General features: G+C 71.7%; 22 protein-coding genes. 15 read left to right on the top strand and 7 right to left on the bottom strand.

The window, feature by feature from the left end; genetic code table 11:
• Positions 1-13 precede the first annotated feature (13 nt).
• Genes OHA21_RS30315 through OHA21_RS30305 form a run of 3 tightly spaced genes read left to right on the top strand, consistent with a single transcriptional unit; the run spans position 14 to position 2,134 of the window.
• Positions 14-562, top strand: coding sequence for a cysteine hydrolase family protein (locus tag OHA21_RS30315; protein ID WP_328460635.1), 549 nt, complete (start codon positions 14-16; stop codon positions 560-562).
• A gap of 7 nt (positions 563-569) precedes the next feature.
• Complete coding sequence (locus OHA21_RS30310; protein ID WP_328460633.1) at positions 570-1,460, top strand: GlxA family transcriptional regulator; 891 nt, start codon at positions 570-572, stop codon at positions 1,458-1,460.
• Positions 1,457-2,134, top strand: coding sequence for an HAD family hydrolase (locus OHA21_RS30305; protein WP_328460631.1), 678 nt, complete (start codon positions 1,457-1,459; stop codon positions 2,132-2,134). Before OHA21_RS30310 ends, OHA21_RS30305 begins: the two co-directional genes overlap by 4 nt.
• 158 nt (positions 2,135-2,292) lie before the next feature.
• On the opposite strand, the gene OHA21_RS30300 is transcribed toward OHA21_RS30305, so the two are convergent.
• Both OHA21_RS30300 and OHA21_RS30295 read right to left on the bottom strand, forming a co-directional pair.
• On the bottom strand, positions 2,293-2,841 hold the full coding sequence (locus OHA21_RS30300; protein WP_328460629.1) for a nucleotidyltransferase family protein: 549 nt from the start codon (positions 2,839-2,841) through the stop codon (positions 2,293-2,295).
• A gap of 641 nt (positions 2,842-3,482) precedes the next feature.
• The gene (locus tag OHA21_RS30295; RefSeq protein WP_328460627.1) at positions 3,483-5,021 is read right to left on the bottom strand and encodes a hypothetical protein; all 1,539 of its coding nucleotides are present in this window, start codon (positions 5,019-5,021) and stop codon (positions 3,483-3,485) included.
• Positions 5,022-5,132: 111 nt separating this feature from the next.
• On the opposite strand from OHA21_RS30295, the gene OHA21_RS30290 reads away from it, so the two are divergent.
• The 5 genes from OHA21_RS30290 to OHA21_RS30270 are packed head-to-tail and all read left to right on the top strand — an operon-like array spanning position 5,133 to position 9,974.
• A complete protein-coding gene (locus tag OHA21_RS30290) occupies positions 5,133-6,053 on the top strand; it encodes a hypothetical protein (RefSeq protein ID WP_328460625.1) in 921 nt (306 codons plus the stop codon).
• Complete coding sequence (locus tag OHA21_RS30285) at positions 6,050-6,475, top strand: ABA4-like family protein (protein WP_328460623.1); 426 nt, start codon at positions 6,050-6,052, stop codon at positions 6,473-6,475. Before OHA21_RS30290 ends, OHA21_RS30285 begins: the two co-directional genes overlap by 4 nt.
• Before the next feature lie 5 nt (positions 6,476-6,480).
• Positions 6,481-7,659, top strand: coding sequence for a sensor histidine kinase (locus tag OHA21_RS30280; RefSeq protein WP_328460621.1), 1,179 nt, complete (start codon positions 6,481-6,483; stop codon positions 7,657-7,659).
• Positions 7,656-8,282 (top strand): response regulator transcription factor, encoded by a 627-nt coding sequence (locus OHA21_RS30275; RefSeq protein WP_328460619.1) that lies wholly within the window; start codon positions 7,656-7,658, stop codon positions 8,280-8,282. Before OHA21_RS30280 ends, OHA21_RS30275 begins: the two co-directional genes overlap by 4 nt.
• Positions 8,283-8,324: 42 nt before the next feature.
• Positions 8,325-9,974 (top strand): S8 family peptidase, encoded by a 1,650-nt coding sequence (locus tag OHA21_RS30270; protein ID WP_328460617.1) that lies wholly within the window; start codon positions 8,325-8,327, stop codon positions 9,972-9,974.
• A gap of 6 nt (positions 9,975-9,980) precedes the next feature.
• Here the strand turns inward: OHA21_RS30270 and OHA21_RS30265 are convergent, their stop codons facing one another.
• Entirely contained in the window at positions 9,981-10,463 is a 483-nt protein-coding gene (locus OHA21_RS30265) for an NADPH-dependent FMN reductase (protein WP_328460615.1), read from the bottom strand.
• Positions 10,464-10,641: 178 nt separating this feature from the next.
• Here OHA21_RS30265 and OHA21_RS30260 point away from each other — a divergent pair, with 178 nt between their 5' ends.
• From OHA21_RS30260 to OHA21_RS52820, 4 genes are all read left to right on the top strand, one after another.
• Positions 10,642-11,181: a winged helix-turn-helix domain-containing protein gene (locus tag OHA21_RS30260; RefSeq protein WP_328460613.1), complete on the top strand. Its 540-nt coding sequence runs from the start codon at positions 10,642-10,644 to the stop codon at positions 11,179-11,181.
• Positions 11,182-11,436: 255 nt separating this feature from the next.
• The gene (locus OHA21_RS30255) at positions 11,437-12,465 is read left to right on the top strand and encodes a S1 family peptidase (protein ID WP_328460611.1); all 1,029 of its coding nucleotides are present in this window, start codon (positions 11,437-11,439) and stop codon (positions 12,463-12,465) included.
• Positions 12,466-12,613: 148 nt separating this feature from the next.
• Positions 12,614-13,351 (top strand): hypothetical protein, encoded by a 738-nt coding sequence (locus OHA21_RS30250; RefSeq protein ID WP_328460609.1) that lies wholly within the window; start codon positions 12,614-12,616, stop codon positions 13,349-13,351.
• Positions 13,352-13,384: 33 nt separating this feature from the next.
• Positions 13,385-13,669 (top strand): cytochrome P450, encoded by a 285-nt coding sequence (locus OHA21_RS52820; RefSeq protein ID WP_442875181.1) that lies wholly within the window; start codon positions 13,385-13,387, stop codon positions 13,667-13,669.
• Positions 13,670-13,859: 190 nt separating this feature from the next.
• On the opposite strand, the gene OHA21_RS30245 is transcribed toward OHA21_RS52820, so the two are convergent.
• Positions 13,860-14,801: a hypothetical protein gene (locus tag OHA21_RS30245; RefSeq protein WP_328460607.1), complete on the bottom strand. Its 942-nt coding sequence runs from the start codon at positions 14,799-14,801 to the stop codon at positions 13,860-13,862.
• A gap of 134 nt (positions 14,802-14,935) precedes the next feature.
• Between OHA21_RS30245 and OHA21_RS30240 the strand changes: the two genes are divergently transcribed.
• Entirely contained in the window at positions 14,936-15,850 is a 915-nt protein-coding gene (locus OHA21_RS30240) for a serine hydrolase (RefSeq protein ID WP_328460605.1), read from the top strand.
• Here OHA21_RS30240 and OHA21_RS30235 read toward each other — a convergent pair.
• The 3 genes from OHA21_RS30235 to OHA21_RS30225 are packed head-to-tail and all read right to left on the bottom strand — an operon-like array spanning position 15,825 to position 17,682.
• Entirely contained in the window at positions 15,825-16,412 is a 588-nt protein-coding gene (locus OHA21_RS30235) for a DedA family protein (protein ID WP_328460603.1), read from the bottom strand. The two genes, OHA21_RS30240 and OHA21_RS30235, sit on opposite strands and share 26 nt — an antisense overlap.
• Positions 16,409-17,185, bottom strand: coding sequence for an MBL fold metallo-hydrolase (locus OHA21_RS30230; protein ID WP_328460601.1), 777 nt, complete (start codon positions 17,183-17,185; stop codon positions 16,409-16,411). Before OHA21_RS30230 ends, OHA21_RS30235 begins: the two co-directional genes overlap by 4 nt.
• Positions 17,185-17,682, bottom strand: coding sequence for a DUF1990 family protein (locus OHA21_RS30225; protein WP_328460599.1), 498 nt, complete (start codon positions 17,680-17,682; stop codon positions 17,185-17,187). Before OHA21_RS30225 ends, OHA21_RS30230 begins: the two co-directional genes overlap by 1 nt.
• 60 nt (positions 17,683-17,742) lie before the next feature.
• Between OHA21_RS30225 and OHA21_RS30220 the strand changes: the two genes are divergently transcribed.
• Entirely contained in the window at positions 17,743-18,696 is a 954-nt protein-coding gene (locus OHA21_RS30220; RefSeq protein ID WP_328460597.1) for a diacylglycerol/lipid kinase family protein, read from the top strand.
• Complete coding sequence (locus OHA21_RS30215) at positions 18,689-19,693, top strand: YihY/virulence factor BrkB family protein (protein WP_328460595.1); 1,005 nt, start codon at positions 18,689-18,691, stop codon at positions 19,691-19,693. The genes OHA21_RS30220 and OHA21_RS30215 overlap by 8 nt, the downstream gene beginning before the upstream one ends.
• The last annotated feature ends 48 nt before the right edge of the window (positions 19,694-19,741 follow it).

The following is a 19,741-nucleotide window of genomic DNA, read 5'->3' as shown; positions in this document are numbered from 1 at the left end:
GTTGAATCGAAGCATGACCAACGCCCTCGTCGTGATCGACGTCCAGGAATCGTTCCGTGCCCGGCCGCTCTGGAGCAGCGTCAACAACCCCGACGTGGTGAAGAACGTCGGCCTGCTGGTGGAGGCCGCCCGGGCCGCCGGCGACCCGGTGATCTGGGTGGTGCACGCCGAACCCGGCACCGGCGGCGTCTTCGACCCGGAGAGCGGTTTCGTCCGGGTGGTGGACGAGCTGACCCCGGCCGACGGTGAGCCGGTGCTGGTGAAGACCGTGCACAACGCCTTCACCACCACCGACCTGCAGCATCGGCTCACGGTCGCCGGGATCCGCTCGCTCACGATCTGCGGTCTGCGCACCGAGCAGTGCGTGGAGACCACCACGCGGGTCGCGTCCGACCTGGGGTACGAGGTCACGTTCGTCACCGACGCCACCGCGACCTTCCCGATCCCGCACTGGAACGGCGGCAGTACCCTCTCCGCCGAGGACGTGGTGGCCCGGACCGAGTACGCGCTGGCCGGCCGTTTCGCCACGATCCGGACCGTTGCGGAGATCGTCGGAGGGTGACCGGATCGTGAGCCAGGTGGTGTTCGTGCTGACGCCGCAGGTGCACCTGCTCGACCTGGCCGGCCCGGCGCAGGTGTTCTCCACCGCGCCGGGCTACCAGCTGCGGTACGTGGCCGAGGCGTCCCCGGTACCCACCTGGCAGGGCGTCGCGCTGCAGGCCGACCTGGACTGGCCCGCACTCACCACCGACGATCTCGTGCTGGTGCCCGGCTGGCGCGACGGGCACGGCTACTTCGCGCCGGCCACGTTGGAACGGATCACCGCACACCACACCGCCGGCGGAACCGTGGCCAGCGTGTGCGCGGGCGCCGACGCGCTCGGCCGGGCCGGGCTGCTCGACGGGCGCCGCTGCACCACCCACCACGACCTGCAGGATCAGCTGGCGCGCCGGCACCCGGCCGCGACCGTGGTGCGGGACGTGCTCTACGTCGCCGACGACCGGGTGGTCACCTCGGCCGGCATCGCCAGCGGCATCGATCTGGCGTTGCACCTGGTCGCGCTCCGGCACGGCCCGGCGGTCGCCGCCCGGGTGGCCCGCGAGATGGTCGTCTACGCCCGGCGCAACGGCGACGAACGCCAGCACAGCGCGATGCTGCGGCACCGGGCGCACCTGAGCGACGTGGTGCACCGGGTCCAGGACCGGATCGACGCCGGCTTCGCCGAACCGCTGCGACTGGGCGAACTGGCGGCCGACGCGGGAGTCAGCGAACGCACCCTGACCAGGTTGTTCACCGCCGCCACCGGGCGGACCCCGCTGCGCTACCAGCAGCTGCTGCGGGTGGAACGCGCCGAGTACCTGATCGGGCACGGCTCCACCGTGGAGGCCGCGGCCCGGGCGGTCGGGTTCGGCGACGCCCGCATGCTGCGCCGACTGCGGGCCCGTAGCCTGTCCGCATGATCGTGCGCGGCGTGCTCTTCGACCTCGACGGCACGCTCGGCGATCACGACGGTTCGGTCGCGTCTGCCCTGGCCACCTGGCTGCCGACCCTCGGCGTGCCGTTCAGCGCGGAGGTCCACACGCTCTGGGACGAGATCGCCGAGCGGCATCTGGCTGCCTGGCGGCGACGTGAGATCGACTTCCGCGAGCAGCGCCGGCGCCGGCTGCGGGATTTCCTGCCCACGATCGGGATTTCGTACGAGCCGGAGCACCTCGACGACATCTTCGCCGGCTTCCTCGTGGCCTACCAGTCGGCGTACCACGCCTACGACGACGCCCTCGACGCGCTGGCCGCGGTCTCGGCCGCCGGAATGGCGGTGGCGGTGCTGACGAACGGCAGTTCCGTGCAGCAGCGCGCAAAACTCGACGGAATGGGAATGGCCGGGCTCGGCCTGGTCTGGACACCCGAGGAGTTGGGTGTCGCCAAGCCGAACCCGGCCGCCTTCCGGCAAGCCTGCGCCCGCTGGGGGATAGCACCGGGGGAGGTGCTCAGCGTCGGCGACAGGCACGAGTTCGACGTGCTGGCGGCGCGGGCCGCCGGGTTGCGGGCGGTGCACCTGGACCGGCAGGGGATCGGTCCACACGACGAACCGCATCGGATCAGCTCGCTGCGGGATCTCGCCATTTACCTGTAGGCATTTCCGGAACCAATGATGGCCTCGGGAAATGCTGGGAGTCAAACCGCTTAAGAAACAAATAAACCATTCCGGCAATCAATTAGAGTGCTGCTTTCTGCCCGGTAAGTGTGCGCCCGGCCCGGAAAGGTTGCCCGTAATTTTGTGCTACCACCCGGTCACCTAGTGTCAATGTCGTGGTCGTCGGCGACATCACCGACCGGCACCACCCGGACGTCGTGCGTGCGCAGGTAGTCGCGCGCCCCGCGGTCCCCGGTCGCGGTGCGGGCCACCCCGTCCCAGTGGTCACGCCCGAGCAGAACCGGATGGCCGCGCCGGTCGCCGTACCCACCCATCACCAGCGCGTCCCGGGCGGCGTGGCCGAGGATGCGGCGGACCGCCTCCGCGGTGACGCCCGGCATGTCGACCAGCAGGATCACGGCGGCGATGGCCGGGGTGCCGGCCAAAGCCGCGAGGCCGGCCTTCAGGGACGAGGCCATGCCGGTCGCCCAGTCCGGGTTGACCACCGTCTCCGGCAGATCGGGCGCGGCCGCCCGCACCTCGTCGGCGGCCGCGCCGAGCACGACGATCCGCCGCTCACAGCCGGCCGCCCGCAGAGTCTCGGCGGCGTGCTGCACCAGCAGCCGGTCACCGTGCTTGGCGAGGGCTTTCGGCATCCCGTAGCGCTTTCCCTCACCGGCCGCCAGGACCAGTCCCGCAGTCTCCATCCCCGCGACCCTATTGCCGCCCACCCGCCCGACCCCCGTCCCACCCCGCCCGACACCGCGCCGTCCCCGCCGTCGCCGCTTGCCGTCCCGGCCGTCGCCGCGCTGTCCCGGCCGACGCCGCTTGCCGGCCGCGGCTTGCCGGCCGCCGCTCAGGCACGTTATGGGCGGCTCGTGGTGGCGGGCCGCCGCTCAGGCAGGTTATGGCTGGTTGGTTGGGTGGCTGGTGGGCGGCTCGTGAATGCGGGCCGCCGCTCAGGCAGGTTATGGCTGGTTGGTTGGGTGGCTGGTGGGCGGCTCGTGAATGCGGGCCGCCGCTCAGGCAGGTTATGGCCGGTTGGTTGGGTGGCTGGTGGGCGGCTCGTGAATGCGGGCCGCCGCTCAGGCAGGTTATGGCCGGTTGGTTGGGTGGCTGGTGGGCGGCTCGTGGTGGCGGGCCGCCGCTCAGGCACGTTGTGGCCGGTTGGTTGGGCGGCTGGTGGGCGGCTGGTGGTGGTGGGCCGCCGGTCAGGCAGGTTGTGGGCGGCTGCGTTGGGTGGCTGGTGGGCGGCTCGTGGTGGTGGGCCGCCGGTCAGGCAGGTTATGGGCGGCTGCGTTGGGTGGCTGGTGGGCGGCTCGTGAAAGCGGGTCGCCGGTCGGGTGCGTTATGGCCGGGTGGGCTGTGCGCGGCGGGGGAGGAGCAGGCCGCGGACGGCGGCGAGAGGCAGGGCGGTCCGCGGGTGGTAGGCGACCCGCCACAGGCCGCCGTGGGCCGCGGCGATCGCCTCGTCCTCCCAGGCGGCGGGCCGGGCCGGGCGGGGATTGCGGATCTGGTGCACCATCAGCGCGGCCATCAGCTTGCTGGCCGTCGCCGGTTCGAAGATCTCCACGTCGAACAGGTGCGCGCCCGCGTACGCGGCGGCGAGCAGGCGGTTGCTGACCACCGAACGGGTCCGGGTGGGCGGCGCGACCGCGAAGCTCACCACACCGTCGCGCCGGCCCAGGGTGGCCCGCCAGCGGTGGATGCGCTTGGCCAGCGCGTAGTTCGGCCCCTGCTGCGGGACCAGGCTGTCGTTGATGCCGGGCGCCACGTCGCACGGGTAGTTGGGGCGCAGCAGCCGGCCGGCCGAAACCGTGCCGGTCAGCCCGGCGAGCCGGGACCGCTCGGCGTACCGCGCCCGGCCCTGCGCGACCGCGCCGGCCGGCACGGCGTAGACATCGGTCGGCGTGGCCAGAACGGCCAGCGCGGTGTCGTGCCGATGCTGCCGCAGATGTACGCCCAGCGCGTCCACCGCCGCCGCCAGCCGGGGGTACGCCGCACCCGGCGCGTACCCGTAGTTGCCCAGGATCAGCCGCCCGCTGAAGTTGAGCAGCCACTGCGCCACCGCGCTGAGGTCGGTGAGCAGGTCGGCCCCCGGCGTCTGGTCGTCGCGGACCGGTGCGAGCAGCCGGCCGGCCGATTTCGACGCGGCGGTGCTGATCCGCTGCCAGAGCTCGTCCCGGGGCAGGTCGACGGCGAGGACGGTGCCGCCCCAGCCGAGGACCGCGGCGACCGGGCCCATCTCCGCGCCGGCGCCGAGCGCGACCAGGCGCTGGTCACTCAGGTCGAGCCAGTCGGGGGAGGCGGCGACCTCGCGTACCGCCTCGGCGCACGACTCCTCCACGACACCCGCGGCGATCCAGGCGTCGAGCTGACGCTGCAGTTCGTCGCCGCGCAGCAGCTTCCCGCGGTACGGCAGGACGAGTTCACGCTCCGGCTCGCCGGAACCGGTCACCTCGACGGTGTCCAGCGGCTGCTCCGGTGCGGCCAGCAGGGCCTGGGCGAGGGTGAACTCGCCGTCCTCGCGGTGGTACCGCATCCGGGCGTGCACCGAGGCCAGGCCGGCCTCGGCGATCTCGTAGCCGGCGGTCCCGTCGGCGGCGAGACCCGCCTCCACGAGGGCCTGGAAGTGGCGCAGATAGCCGCGCCGCCAGTCCGGTTCCTGTTCGGCGGCCGCGGCGGCGGCGGGGTCGACGGGGCGAAGGGCGTCGGCGACGACGGCACGACCGAACGCGCTGCTGCTGCGCCGTCCGGAGTCGTCCGCGGGGAAGTCGGTGATGCTGTGCATTATGGGCATGTTCTCCTGGCCCTCGCCGGCGGCCTCGTAGGTCAGTGCGGCTGGGTGCCGCTCGGTGCAGTCGCCCACGCCGAAGGTGGGATGCACGGCGTCAGTATTGCGCCCTCCTACCAAGGTAGGAGAGGGGCTCCGACGAGTGGCCGCGGATGCGGCCGCCGGTCGGGCGATTCGGGCGGCCGGGAACGCGACGCTGATCCCATGACCACCGTCGATTCGTTCACCGCGGGACACCTGCCCGCCCTGCGTAGCCCGGTCCGCTGGAACCGCCCGCTGCTCTGGCTCACCGCGGCGTGCGTGGTGCTGGCCCTCGTCTCCGCCGTCGGCATCCTCGTCGACGGCCGGATCCTGACCGGCGTACCGATCTGGTTGAAGCCGTTCAAGTTCGCCGTCTCGTTCGCCGTCTACGCCTGGACGCTGGCCTGGATGCTCGCCATTCTGCCGCGCCGCAGCCGTCCCGCCGAGTGGGCCGGCGTAATCATCGTCGGCGTGACCGTCCTGGAACTGGCGATCGTCGTCATCCAGGTGATCCGCGGGACGACCAGCCACTACAACATCGCGACGCCGTTCGACGCGGCGCTCTGGTCGGCCATGGGCACCTCGATCATGGTGTTGTTCTTCGCCCAGGTGGTGATCGGGGTCAGCGCGCTGCGGCAGCGGATCCCGGACCGGGTGGCCGCCTACGCGATCCGGCTGGGGCTGGGGATCTCGCTGCTCGGCATGGGGCTGGCGTTCATCATGACGTCGCAGCAGACCGCGGGCGGCGCGATCGGGGCGCACTCGGTCGGCGTGCCGGACGGCGGTCCGGGGATGCCGCTCACCGGGTGGAGCACCACCGGCGGCGACCTGCGGATCAGCCACTTCGTCGGGCTGCACGCGCTGCAGGCGCTGCCGCTGCTGGCTTACGCCCTCGGGCGGTGGACCGGCTGGACCGAGCGGGTGCGCGGGCGCCTCCTGCTGGTCGCCGGGGGTGCTTACACCGTACTGGTGCTGCTGTTGACCTGGCAGGCGCTGCGCGGGCAGCCGCTGTTGCAGCCCGATGCCGTTACTCTGGCCGCGTTCGCCGCCTTGGCGGTCGGTACGGCGGCAGCGGCCGCCGCGGTGGTGAGGAAGCCGGCGTGACCGAGGTCCTGTTCGAGTTGACGTTCCTGCTGGCCGCGCCGTTCTGGGCGCTGATGATCCTGCTGCCGAAGTGGTCCTGGACCACCCGCGTCGTCTCCTCCCCGCTGATCGTGCTGCCGATCGTGGCGATCTATGCGGTGCTGGTGATCGGGGACTTCGGCACGGTGTGGCCGGCGGTGACGAACCCGACCCTGGACGGGGTGGCCGAGTTGCTCGGCTCCCCGGCCGGGGCTGCCGCCGGTTGGGCGCACATGATCGCTTTCGACCTGTTCGTCGGCCGCTGGTCCTATCTGGACAGCCGTGAGCGCGGCGTGCCGGTGCTGCTGATGGCCCCGATCCTGCTGCTCACGATCCTGCTCGGGCCGCTCGGGCTGGCCGCCTACCTGGCGGTGCGTGTCCGCTGGCCGCAGCGCCTAGGCTGAGCGGCATGACCTGGGCGGGCCGCCTCTTCAACGTGCGGGAGACGTTCCCGCGGATGCTGCTGCTCGACCTCAGCGGCCTGGCCTACCTGCTCGTCACCTGCCAGACCGACAACCCGCCGACCGGGCCGCAGTGGGTGCTCGCGGTTCTCGCCTTCGCCGCCGGCCTGCTGCTGCACCGCCGGCGGGTGTGGAGCCTGGCGGCACAGACCGCGCTCTTCGCGGTGGCCATGGCCACCGTCGCCGACACGACGATCAACAAGGTCGGCACCGCGTGGGCGCTGGGTGAGCTGGCGTTCTGGGCGCCGCGGTACGCGTACGTCTGGGCCGGCACCGCCGCGGTCGCGGTGGTCTACCTGGCGCTGGAGGTGCCGGCCTCCCCGGACGGGGTGTTCGAGGAGGTGGTCGGGCTGGCCACCGGCCTCGGGCTGCCGGTGCTGATCGGCACGGTCGGGCGGACCACCCGCGAGCTGGGTGTGCAGGCCGCCCGCCGGGCCGAGGAGGAGCAGCGGCGGCGCGAGTCCGAGCACCGGGCGGCTCGGTCCGACGAGCGCAGCGCGATCGCCCGGGAGCTGCACGACGTGGTGGCGCACCACGTCGCGTCGATGGTGCTGCGGGTCGGGGTGGCCCAGCACGTGCTGCCCGGCCTCGACCCCAGGGTGGCCGAGGTCTTCGACGACGTGCACCGGACCGGCACCGCCGCCCTGGCCGATCTGCGGCGGCTGGTCGCGGTGCTGCGCGACCCGGACGGCGTACGCGGCGACGCCTCCCTGACCGCGATCGACCCGTCTGCCCTGCCCGCCGCCCTGGACGGCGCGGTGGAGACGGCCCGCCGGGCCGGCGTGATCGTGGAGGCCGAGATCGACCCGGCGGTGGGCAGCCTGGACGCGGTACGCGGTCTCGCCGTCCTCCGCCTGACCCAGGAGGCTCTGACCAACGTGGCGAAACACGCGGGCACCTCGGCCCGGGCCCGGCTGCGAGTGGCCGTGGACGGCTCGGACGTCGACTGGGAGGTGGCCGACGACGGCGGGCTCACCGCGGCGCGCCCGGCCGGCGTGCCACCCGGCGGCGGGCACGGGCTGATCGGCATGCGGGAGCGCGTCGAGGTGCTCGGCGGGGTGCTCACCGCCGGCCCGTCCGGGACCGGCTGGCGGGTCGGCACCATGCTGCCGGGGGAGTCCGCATGATCCGCGTCCTGCTCGTCGACGACCAGCAACTGATCCGGGCCGGCCTGCGGATGCTTTGCGACGCCGAAGCCGGCATGGAGGTGGTCGGTGAGGCCGGCGACGGCCGGGTCGCGGTGGAGCTGGCCGCCCGGCTGTCGCCCGACGTGATCGTGATGGACCTGCGCATGCCGGGCGTCGACGGGATCACCGCGACCAGCCGGATCATCTCGGCCCGGCCGGCCGCGCGCGTGCTGGTGCTGACCACGTTCGGCGACGACGACCACCTGTACCCGGCGTTGCAGGCCGGCGCCTGCGGCTTCCTGCTCAAGGACGCGCCCCCGGCCGAGCTGCTGAACGGGATCCGCCAGGCCGCCTCCGGGGAGAGCCCGTTCAGCCAGGAGGTGCTGCGCCGGCTGGTGCGGCGCGCGGTCGACGCGAAACCGGAGGCGCCGCGCCGGGTGGAGAACCTGACTGTGCGCGAGCAGGAGGTCCTGGACCTGGTCGGCGAGGGACTGAGCAACACCGAGATCGCCGAACGGATGCACATCGGCGTGACCACGGTGAAGACCCACATCACCGCGTTGATGACCAAGACCGGAAGCCCCAATCGGGTACGCCTGGCGTTGCTGGCACACCGGGTCTGAGCATCCCTCAACCGGGGACATGTTCGACCGATCACGCGGGGCATGCGTAACTGGATCCTCGGCCCGGTGCTCACCGCGGCGATGGCGGCCTCGGCCGTAGTGGTGACTCCCGTGGCGGCGGCCGCGGAACCGTCCGGGGCTCGGCCCGGGCGCTACATCGTCACGCTGAAGAACACCACCGCCCGCGTCGCGGTCCACAGCTTCGGCGCCGGCCGGGTGGTGCGCACCTTCAGCCGGTTCCCCGGCTTCGCCGCGGAGATGACCGCCACGCAGGCCCGGCGTCTCGCCGCCGACCCGGCGGTGCGCATGGTCGAGCAGGATCGCGTGGTACGCCTGACCGCCACCCAGAAGAAGCCCACCTGGGGACTCGACCGGGTGGACCAGCGGGGCCGGACGCTGTCGAAGACGTACCGGGCGACCGCGGACGGCGACAACGTCCACGCCTACGTGATCGACACCGGGATCCGGGTCAGCCACAAGCAGTTCGGCGGCCGGGCGTCGTACGGCTACGACTTCGTCGGCAACGACACGAAGGCCGACGACTGCAACGGGCACGGGACGCATGTGGCGGGGACGATCGGCGGCAGCACGTACGGCGTCGCGAAGAAGGCGAAGCTGGTGGCCGTACGGGTGCTGGACTGCCGGGGTGAAGGCATGATCTCGGACGTCATCGACGGCATCGACTGGGTCACCGCCAACGCGGTCCACCCGGCGGTGGCGAACATGAGCCTGGGCGGCGACTACAGCCCGTCGCTGGACTTCGCGGTGCAGGACGCGATCGACTCCGGCATCACCTTCGTGGTGGCGGCCGGCAACGAGAACATGCCCGCGATGCTCGGCAGTCCGGCCGGGGTGCCCGACGCGATCACGGTCGCGGCGACCGACGCCAAGGACCGGCGGGCCTCGTTCTCCAACTACGGCAGCGTGGTCGACATCTTCGCGCCGGGTGTGAACATCGTGTCCAGCGTGGCGAGCAGCAACACCGCGCGGGGCACGTACAGCGGGACGTCGATGGCGGCGCCGCACGTGGCCGGTGCGGCGGCGCTGCTCCTGGACGCCGCCCCCGGGCTGACTCCGGCCCAGGTCCGCGCCAAGCTGGTCAGCAACGCCACGAAGGGCCGGGTCACCGGACGGGCCGGATCGCCGGACCGGCTGCTCTACGTCCCGGCGCCGCCGAAGGCCCCGGCGATTCGGACGACGCGGACGGCGGCGGCGAGCGTGTTGCAGCCGTACCAGTTCACGATGCAGCGGACCGGCACGAGCCGGGGCACCTGGCGGATCGTCGGCGGCACCCGTCCGCCGGGTCTGACCCTCGACTCGGCGGGCCGTCTGCGCGGGACTCCCACGCAGCCGGGCACCTACACGGTGACGGTCCGGTTCACCGACTTCGTTCCGCAGTCGGCCACCCGTACCGTGGTGATCCCGGTGCTGGCGACCAAGCCGGTCATCGCCACGGCGTCCTTGCCGCCGGCCGTCCTCGGTGAGGGGTTCGAGACGCAGCTGGCCGTGACCGACTCCCGCAAGGGCACCTGGTCGCTGGCCGCCGGTGAACTGCCCGCCGGGCTGACGCTCTCCGAATCCGGGCTGCTCAGCGGCGTGCCGACGGTCACGGCCGACTACACCTTCACGGTGCGGTTCACCGATGTGTGGCGTGGGACGGTGGACCGGACCTACACGGTGACCGTGGGCTGACCGGGGTCACCAGTCCAGGGCGGCGGCGTACTTCTGCGCGATCGCCTCCGACTCACCCAGGTCCGCCTCGACCACCGGAAGGCCGGGGCGGACCGCGATCGCGCCGAGCTCCACCAGCAGCTGCCGGAGCAGCGCTTCGGCGCCGGCCGCCTGCGGCGCCACGCCGGCCGTGACCACCGGGACCGCGAGCTTGCCGGCCAGCGCCTGGGCCGACAGCTGGTCCAACAGCACTTTCAGTACGCCGGTGTAGCTGCCCTTGTACGTCGGTGTCGCGATGACCAGCAGATGCGCCTCGGTCAGCGCGGCCACTGCCGCCTTGGTCGCCTCGTCGCCGGGGGTGAGCAGACCGGCGCCCAGTGTGCCGACCTCGATCACCGTGGGTTCCGGCGAGCCGAGCCGGGCGGCTATGGCCGCACCGACCGCGACGGCCAGCGCCGAGGTCCGAGAGCTGGGGCGCGGGTTGCCGGACACCACCACGATTCCCGTCATGTCGTCCGCCTCCTTTCCTTGTCAGGGCCGGTTGCCCGGCCTTGCGGTATCGCCGGGCCTACCACTGCGGAGTTATGACCCTGGCCACTGGCGTCAATTGCCTATCTAACAGATAGGGAATGTATCCTTGCTGGGCGTCGCTCCGCAATCGGCGGCGCTCACTGTCGAAGGAGTAGCCATGTCCGCTCTCGCCGTCGCGCATCCACACGCCACGTATCCCCGCCCCGCCCGGCTGCGGCCCGTGCCCGACCCGCCCCCGCCGGAGAACCGCGACGACGAGGCCCCGGTGACCGTGACGATCAGCATCAGCGGAGGCGCCGGCGGGCGGGAGCGGGTGCTGGCCGCGCTGCGTGAGCTGGTCGACGCCGCCGGGCCGGCCGCGGCGGTGGAGCTGGACGCGGCCGTCGAGCCGCAGACCGGCCTCGGCATCCGGCTGGACCCGCGGGCGCGTACCGCCTTCCGTGGTGGCCGGCTCCTCGAGCTCAGCCGCCTCGAGTACGACCTGCTGCTCTTCCTGGCCCGCCACCCGCGGCAGGTGTTCAGCCGCGCGCAGTTGCTGACCCACGTCTGGGGGCACCGGCACACCACCAACCGGACCGTCGACGTGCACGTCAGCCGGTTGCGTACCAAGCTCGACGATCCGGATCTGATCACCACGGTGTACGGCCTGGGCTACCGCCTCGCGGACGACGCCCCGATCGTCGTCGTCGACAAGTAGGGAGATCGATCGGGTGTCCGGCTGTCTCGTGCCGGCCGGCGGCTAGCGGGCCGCCGGCCGGCTTCGTTCATAGTTGATTCATCCCGACTGGGTAATACGCCCGCGATATGGCTATTGCGTCCTCGCAGTTCACGAGCCTGTTGATCGTCGCAGGGAGATCGTTTCACCGGCTTGTCAGTTAATAGATCAACTTAAATACTTCGAGCACGGGCGCGCCGGATCGGCGTCCCACGCCCCATCCCCCTGGGAGGAACCGTGCTCAACCCGAAGCTTCGCCGACCGATCGTCGGCCTTGCGGTCGGCATTCTCGTCGGCAGTGGACTGGCAGCCACACCCGCCACGGCTGCCCCGGTCGCCGGTGACGCATCCACTCTCGCCGCATCCCTCGACTCCCGTCTCGGCACCCGCGACGCCGGGTCCTACCTGGACTCCTCCGGCAAGGTCGTGGTCAACGTGACCGACGCGGCGACCGCGGCCGAGGTCAAGGCCTCCGGCGCGACCGCGCGTTTCGTGGCCCGCAGCGGCGCCACCCTGGCCGCCGCCGACAACAGCCTCAAAGCCGGCCTGAAAACGCCCGGCACCGCCTTCGCCGTCGACCCGGTCAGCAACCAGGTCGTGGTGAGCGTCGACGAGACCGTCACCGGGGCCAAACTGGCCGCGGTCAAGGCGACCGTCGCCAAGCTCGGCGACGCGGCACGGATCGAAACCGTCTCCGGCAAGCTCAGCGTCATGATCTCCGGTGGCGACGCCATCTACTCCGGCAGCGGCCGCTGCTCGCTGGGCTTCAACGTGCGCAACAGCGCGGGCGCGTACTACTTCCTGACCGCCGGCCACTGCACGCGTGGCTCGTCGAGCTGGAACAACGGTTCCACCACCCTGGGCACCACGGCCGGCAGCAGCTTCCCGGGTAACGACTACGGCCTGGTCCGCTACACCAACACGTCGATCACCAAGACCGGCGGCGTCGGCACGTCGATCGACATCACCCGGGCCGCCACCCCGACGGTCGGCGCCACGGTCTACCGCCGCGGCTCTACCACCGGCACCCGCTCCGGCCGGGTCACCGCGCTGAACAGCACGGTCAACTACGCCGAGGGTTCCGTCTCCGGTCTGATCCGGACCACCGTGTGCGCCCAGCCGGGCGACAGCGGCGGGCCGCTCTACTCCGGCACCACCGCGCACGGCCTCACCTCGGGCGGTAGCGGCAACTGCTCCACCGGTGGCACGACGTACTTCCAGCCGGTCACCGAAGCCCTCAGCGCGTACGGCATGTCCGTCTACTAGGCCGCTCGGCGGAACCGCGTCCCTCGTGACGCTCTCCGGCACAGGGCCGAGCAGACGCCCGCCTTCGATCCTTGCGATCGGGGGCGGGCGTCCCGGTTCCGGTTCTTCCGGGGCGGCGGGGATGGATCTCATGTCTCACAATCGTCGAATGACCTCAGTCGACAGCAGCCGGAAGGTGAACCGCGGTCCCCGGGCGCCCGGCTGCCCCGTTCGCGTCGACGCCGACGGGGTGTGGCACATCCAGGACTACGCGACGGCGCGGCAGTTCCTGCGGCACACCGACACCCGGCAGGCCGGCCTCGGCATCGAGAACGCCCTGCGCATCCAGGACCGGATGCGCCTGCCGGTGCTGTACCGCGACGGGCCCGAGCACCGGGAGCACCGCCGCCAGACCGCCAAGTACTTCACGCCGAAACGGGTCGAGTCGGCGTACCGGGAATTGATGCACCGTCTCGCCGACGAACAGTGCGAAATCCTGCGGCGCCGCGGTGCGGCAGACCTTTCCACGCTCTCGTTCCACCTCGCCGTCGCGGTGGCCGCCGAGGTCGTCGGCCTGACCGAGAGCCGCGGCGACATGGCGAAACGCCTCGACCGCTTCTTCCGGGTCCCCGACCCGGACGCGCGCGGCCTGACGGCCGCACGACAGCAGGCCTTCAACAACTTCACGCTCTTGTCGTTCTTCTGGCGCGACGTACGCCCAGCGATCGCCGCCCGCCGCCGGAACCGCCGCGACGACCTGATCTCCCACCTGATCGGCGAAGGCTGCAACAAGGCCGAGATCCTCGGCGAGTGCGTCACCTTCGCCGCGGCCGGCATGGTCACCACCCGCGAGTTCATCACCGTCGCCGCGTGGCATCTGCTGACCGACGAGTCGCTGCGCTCGTAGTACACCACCGGCGACGAAGCCTCGCGGACCGCCATCCTGCACGAGATCCTGCGCCTCGAACCGGTCGTCGCCGACCTGCTGCGCTGGACCACAGCCGACGTGACGCTCGGCGAAGTCACGATCCCTTCGGGCGCCAAGGTGGACGTCGGCGTCGCCGCCGCCAACCTGGACGGCTCAGCCGTCGGCCCCGACCCGGCCGCCGTCTGCCCCGGCCGCCCCTATCCGACGGCGTCGCCGACGCAGGCCTGTCCTTCGGAGACGGGGCGCACCGCTGCCCCGGCGCCTACATCGCCATCCAGGAGACCGACATCTTCCTGAGCAAGCTGTTCGCCATGCCGAACCTGCGCCTGATCCAGGAACCCACGGTGACCATCCGCCCGGACATCGCTTCCTACGAGCTGAAGGGCATCATCCTCGCCGCGTAGCCTTCACCCGCCGAGCGGCCCCGGTCAGCCGCTGGGCCTTGACCGGCCGCTCGGTCTCTTGGCCGGCGGCCCGGTTGGGGTGGTCAGTCGTTGACGCGTTCCTCGCCTCGGCGGCGGAGAATCTTCAGGCCGGGGAGGCCGGCGATCGCCAGGTGGAGGTCTTCGGTGACCTCGAGCAGTTTGTGCAGGTCGGGGCCGACCTGGTCGAGTTTGCTCAGCAGCGGCATCACGTCGTTGGTCAGGTGGTTGAGCAGGCTCGGCAGGTGGTCGACGACCCGGATGGCGGCGGTGACCTCGTCCGGGGTGAGTTCGGAGACGAAGCGGGCGGCCAGTGGGGCGGCCTCGCGCAGCGTCGGGGCGTAGCCGTTGAGCAGTTCCTCGGCCTCGGCGGCGGCCGTTCCGGCGCGTGCGACCACCGCGTCGGCCCGGTCGGCGACCGCGGAGGCGTTCGCGACGATCTCGCGCGCCGAGCCGGTGATCGTGGCGACCTCGTTGATCGTGCCGGACGCCTCCGAAGAGATCGACGCGACCTCGGTGATCGCTTCGGCAGCCGCAGCGGTGATGGCCGAGACGTCGGTGATGGCGCTGGAGGCCGCGGTTGTGATGATCGTCACTTCAGCCACGGCTGCGGCCGCGTCGCCGACGATCACGCCGGCGGCTTCGGCCGTGAGCGACGTGCGGCGGACCAGGTCGCCGGCTGCGGCGGAGATGGTGCTCGCCTCCTCGACGGTGAGGGATGCGGCGGTGGTGATGGCCCGCGCCTCGGCGACGGTGGTCTCGGCGGCGGTTGCGACCGCGGACACACGGGTGATCAGGTCCTCGGCTTGGGCGACGGCCAGGTTGACCCGGTTGAGCAGCAGTTCCGCCTGTCCGATCAGGCCCACGGCGCGCACCGGCACGGTCGCTGCCGCGGCGGCTGTCTCGATCACCTGGCCGGCCACGGTGCGGGTGAGGTCGATGGCGGCGACGGGGACGGCAAGCACGGCGCGGGACAGCTGTACGGCTCGGGACACGAGGAATGCCATACCCCCCATCATGCGCCGCATACGCACGCTAGATCGGTCACTGACGGTGTCGGTACCACAGCCGAGGGTCGAAAGTTGCGAATCCACAGCATTCCGGGCGACATCGGCGACCGCAAACACGGCACTATGCATGGGTGCGACGTACCCGGAATCTGATCTTGCTGATTGCTGCCGTGGGCATCCTCGGGGGTTCGATCCTGGTGGCCAAAGGGATGTCTGATGACGAATCGGGCGGTGGAACCGTCCCTGTCTCGGGTGCCGCACTGGCTTCGCCGAAGAGTTCGCCGTCGCCGACCGGGCCGAGCCCGGAGGAGCTGGCGGCACGCGAGCGCGCCAAGCGGGTCAAGGCGCTGGACGCGGCCCTGAAGAAGTATGCCGCGAATCAGCCGGAGTTCTCGGTCGCGGTCCTGGACCGCAAGACCGGTGAGGTGTACGCGTTCCGGGGCGACGAACGCTACGAGACGGCGAGCGTGGTGAAGGTTCAGGTGCTCGCGTGCCTGCTGCTCACCGCGCAGGACGACGGCCGGAAACTGACCGCGAACGAGCGGGCGCTGGCCGACAAGATGATCCGCCTCAGTGACAACGCGTCCACCACGTCGCTGTTCAACAGTCTGGGCCGCCAGAGCGCGATCTCCGCCTGCAACAAGCGCCTCGGTCTCACTCAGACCCGGGTGAACAGCGCCTGGGGTCTCACCCAGACCACGGTGAAGGACCAGGTGAAGCTCCTCGCTCAGCTGGTCGACCCGAAGAGCAAGCTGACCGCCGCCTCCCGGACGTACGCGTTCAAGCTGATGAACACCGTCGTCCCGGATCAGGACTGGGGTGTCCCGGCGGCGGCGAAGACCGGCGAGAAGTTCACCGTGAAGAACGGCTGGCTGCCCCGGTCCACCGAGAACAACCGGTGGATCATCAACTCGGTGGGCCGGATCACCGGGAAGACCACCGACGTCTCGATCGCGGTGCTCTCACACGGTCACGTCGGCATGGACGGCGGCATCGCGGTGGTGGAGCGGGCCGCGAAGCTCACCCGGACGCATTTGAAGTACTAGGAGTGGCCGCGGTCCGGCGCTTCTGAACCCAGGTGACCACCTGGTTCACCACGAGGATCAGGACGATGGCGGCCACCACGCCCTGCCACGGCTTCGGGAAGATCGAGCCGCCGGCCAGACCGATCGTGGCGTACACACCGGACCACAGGGCGCAGGCCGGCAGGTTGGCGACCACGAAGGTGCGCCAGGAGATGCCGACGAAGGCGGCCGCCAGGAGCACCGGGACCCGGCCGCCCGGGATCAGCCGGGACACCAGCAGCACCGGGACCTGTTTCTGCTTGAGCCGGTCCTTCACCCCGATCAGGTGTTCCTCGTCGCGCAGCCAGCGCAGCCGCCGGGCCAGTTGCTCGCCGCCGAAGCGGCACATCGCGTACATCACCAGGTCGCCTACATACGCCCCGGCGGCGCCGGCCAGGACCACGAAGCCGATGGTGAACGGGTGCTCGTGGAAGGCGAACGCGGTCGCCCCGCTGACCGCCGCACCGGTGGGCACGATCGGCACGATCGCGCCGAACGCCACGACCAGGAACAGCGAGCCCAGGGTGGCCAGTTCGTCGATCACGCGGCCGGCTCCACGGTCAGGGTCTCGCCGTGCCTCAGGACCCGGACCTGGGTGTCGGGCGAGGTGCGCACCGCGTGCTCGGCGAACCGGGCGCCCGGCTCGTCGAACATGTGCCGGCGGACGCGTCCGAAACCGATCGGCCACAGCGTGCCGTAGTGGATCGGCACCGCCCAGGACGCCTTGACCCGGCGCAGCGCCTCGGCCCCGTCGACCGCGTCCAGGTGGCCGTGCGCGCCGAGGGTGGGTCCCCAGCCGCCGACCGGGATCAGCGCCAGATCCAGCGGGCCGAAGTCGTGCATCTCGTCGAAGAGGCCGGTGTCGCCCGCGTACCAGGTGCGGGCCGCGCCCTCGACCACGAAGCCGACCGCGACGGCCCGCTCCCGCGACCACGGGCCCCGGCCGCCGTCGTGGCGGGCGGGGACGGCGCGGACCCGTACCCCCGAAATGGTCGTGTCGTCACCCGGCGCGAGCTCGACGCAGCGGTCGGCCACCTCGCGGCCCAGGGTCTTGGCCGCGAAAGCGGCGGCGCCGCGCGGCACCACCAGCAGGGGCTTGCCCGGCACCGCCTTGAGCGAGGCGATGTGGAAGTGGTCGGCGTGCAGGTGGGAGAGGAGCACCGCGTCCGGCGGGCCGGGCAGCTCGGGGGTGGGACCGGCGATCCGGCGCAGGTGGGCGAGGCGGTCGGTCAGCACCGGGTCGGTGAGCAGGTTGACACCCGAGTCGGCGAGCCACACGGTGCTGTGGCCCAGCCAGGTGACCGATGTCGTGCCCACTAGGCCACCGTACTCACCCGGCGCAGCGCCCGGCCGCAGAGGCGCGCGTAGAGGTGCTGGAAGAGCACTGCGACCGGGCCGCCGAGCCGCATCAGCGTGCCGGCGGGCCGGGAGAACGCGGTGACCGCGAACCACACCTGGTCCTGCGCGTCGCGTTCCACCACGAACGACTCCTCGCCGCTGGCCGGGTGACCGGCGCGGGTGCCGTACCCGAAACCGATCCGGTCGCTCTCCGCAACCGTCCAGACCACCTGGCAGGGCGCTTTCAGGGGGCCGAGACCGACGGTGAGCCGGACGCCCGGCTCGGCCCGGGCGGCGTCGGTGCGGATTCGTGCGCCGGTCGCGCGGTGCATGCGGAAGGTGACGATCGCCTCGCCGGCGCGGCGCAGGACCGCCTCGCCGGCGCCGATCCGGGTGCGGTAGCGCAGATGGCGGTAGCCGGCGGGCAGCGGGCCGGTCCGCGTGAGTCCCACTTCGGGGTACGTCAGTTCGGTCACTTCAGCAGTGTGCGGGATTCTCGGGTCGCCGGTCCGGACGGCCTCCGGCAGACTGATCCCGTGACCGGACCTCGCTCTGCTGTTGTGGTGAATCCCGCCAAGGTGCCCGAACTCGATCAGTTGCAGCAGGTGGTCAGCGAAGGCCTGGCGAAGGCCGGCTGGCCCGAGCCGAAGTGGTACGAGACCACCCCCGAGGACCCCGGGCGCGGGCAGGCCAAGCAGGCGATGGCGGACGGCGCCGAGCTGGTCTTCGCGTGCGGCGGTGACGGGACGGTCACCTCCGTCGTCACCGCGCTGGCCGGCACCGACGTGGCGCTGGCCGTGCTCCCGGCCGGCACCGGCAACCTGCTCGCGGCCAACCTGGGGCTGGGGACCGATCCGCAGACCGGTCTCGAGGTGGCGCTGGAGGGCGGCCGCCGGCGGATCGACGTCGGCGTGATCGACGACCGGTGCTTCGTGGTGATGGCCGGGATGGGTTTCGACGCCCAGATGCTGGAGGCCACCTCGGAGCGGGCCAAGAAGCACATCGGCTGGCTGGCGTACGTCGGTGGCGGCGCCAAACACCTGCTGGACCGCCCGATGCGCGCCCGGATCCGGCTGGACGGCGGCCCGCCGATGCCCCGGCGCCCGAAAGCGGTCATCGTCGGCAACGTCGGCCGGCTGCAGGGCGGCGTCCGGCTGCTGAGCAAGGCCGAGCCGGACGACGGCAAGCTGAACGTGGCGATCCTCAGCCCGGGCAACCTGGCGCACTGGGCGCAACTGGCCTGGGCGGTGCTGCGCCGGCAGGACCGGGTGCCGCTGATGGAGACGTACACCGCATCACGTGTCGAGATCTACAGCAACCGGGCACAATCGCGGCAACTCGACGGGGACCTGATCGCACCGGGGAAAGCCATGAAGATCCACGTACGGCCGCGGGCGCTGCTGCTCTGCGTGCCGCAGCCCGATTCCGATCCCGACCTGGCGTACGACGCCGACAAGGTGGCGAAGCGCGCGGAGAAGAATCTTGAGTAGCACCGAGCCCGTTCCCGAGACCCGGATGATGCCCGGGGACCAGCTCTCGGCGGACGACGCCTTCCTGGCGCTGCGGCACTACGGGCGCTGGCCCCTGCTCCACGACGCCTTCGTCCGGTTCCGGTACGGCGACGGCTTCAGCCACGCCCGGGCCTTCGCCCTGCAGCTGTGCCTGGCGATCGTGCCGTTCCTGATCGCCCTCTCCGGGCTCGCCACCGATCTCGGTGCGGAGTCCGGCGGGCAGATCGTGGCGGACACCGTCATCGCGCTGACTCCGGGTGACAGCAGGAACCTGGTCGAGGAGTTGTTGGTGGACACCGACAGCACCGAGGAGGCCGGCGAACTGGCCCTGACCCTGGGCATGATCACCGGTCTGTTCGCGCTGACCACCGCGATGGCGCAGATCGAACGCGGCGCGAACCGGATCTACGGCGTGGAACGCGATCGGCCGGCCCTGCAGAAGTACATCCGGGCCGCCACCCTCGCGCTGGTCGCCGGTCTGCCCGCGCTCTTCGGCTTCCTGCTGCTGGTCGCCGGCCGGACCGCCGGGGATTCGGCGCAACGCCATCTGGACCTGCCCGACGGCGTACGGGTGGCGTGGGACCTGGTCCGCTGGCCGCTCAGCCTGCTGCTCATCGTCTTCGCGGTGGGCCTGCTGTTCCGCCACTCGGTGCGGCGCAAGCAGCCGGCCCTGTCCTGGCTGCTGTTCGGCGCGGTGATGTCCACCGTGCTGTGGTGGCTGGCCAGTCTGGCGCTCGCCGGGTACGTCCGGTTCAGCGACAGCTTCGGCGCGACGTACGGCCCGCTCACCGCGATCATGGCGTTGCTGGTCTGGGCGAACCTCACCGGCATCGCGCTCTTCCTGGGGCTGGCCTTCGCCGCCCAGCTGGAGGCCCGCCGGGTCGGCGCGCGCCCGGCCAAGGACGATCACTGGGAGCCCGGCCCGGAGATCCCCGCCCAGCGCGATCCCGGTGTACCGGTTGAACCGTCCGGGTAAGAACCGCGCGTGGCTGTGACGGATGACAATCGTGTAGTAGAGCGCGCA

The sequence above is a fragment of the Actinoplanes sp. NBC_00393 genome, from assembly GCF_036053395.1.
GTDB lineage: Bacteria > Actinomycetota > Actinomycetes > Mycobacteriales > Micromonosporaceae > Actinoplanes.
This window is presented reverse-complemented; position numbering and strand designations above follow the sequence as displayed.

Bases quoted from the DNA above. Each gene is read 5' to 3' on its own strand.
- OHA21_RS30315 (WP_328460635.1), top strand. From the start codon at position 14: ATGACCAACGCCCTCGTCGTGATCGACGTCCAGGAATCGTTCCGTGCC.
- OHA21_RS30305 (WP_328460631.1), top strand. From the start codon at position 1,457: ATGATCGTGCGCGGCGTGCTCTTCGACCTCGACGGCACGCTCGGCGAT.
- OHA21_RS30300 (WP_328460629.1), bottom strand. From the start codon at position 2,841: ATGGAGACTGCGGGACTGGTCCTGGCGGCCGGTGAGGGAAAGCGCTAC.
- OHA21_RS30290 (WP_328460625.1), top strand. From the start codon at position 5,133: ATGACCACCGTCGATTCGTTCACCGCGGGACACCTGCCCGCCCTGCGT.
- OHA21_RS30280 (WP_328460621.1), top strand. From the start codon at position 6,481: ATGACCTGGGCGGGCCGCCTCTTCAACGTGCGGGAGACGTTCCCGCGG.
- OHA21_RS30275 (WP_328460619.1), top strand. From the start codon at position 7,656: ATGATCCGCGTCCTGCTCGTCGACGACCAGCAACTGATCCGGGCCGGC.
- OHA21_RS30270 (WP_328460617.1), top strand. From the start codon at position 8,325: ATGCGTAACTGGATCCTCGGCCCGGTGCTCACCGCGGCGATGGCGGCC.
- OHA21_RS30265 (WP_328460615.1), bottom strand. From the start codon at position 10,463: ATGACGGGAATCGTGGTGGTGTCCGGCAACCCGCGCCCCAGCTCTCGG.
- OHA21_RS30260 (WP_328460613.1), top strand. From the start codon at position 10,642: ATGTCCGCTCTCGCCGTCGCGCATCCACACGCCACGTATCCCCGCCCC.
- OHA21_RS30250 (WP_328460609.1), top strand. From the start codon at position 12,614: ATGACCTCAGTCGACAGCAGCCGGAAGGTGAACCGCGGTCCCCGGGCG.
- OHA21_RS30245 (WP_328460607.1), bottom strand. From the start codon at position 14,801: ATGGCATTCCTCGTGTCCCGAGCCGTACAGCTGTCCCGCGCCGTGCTT.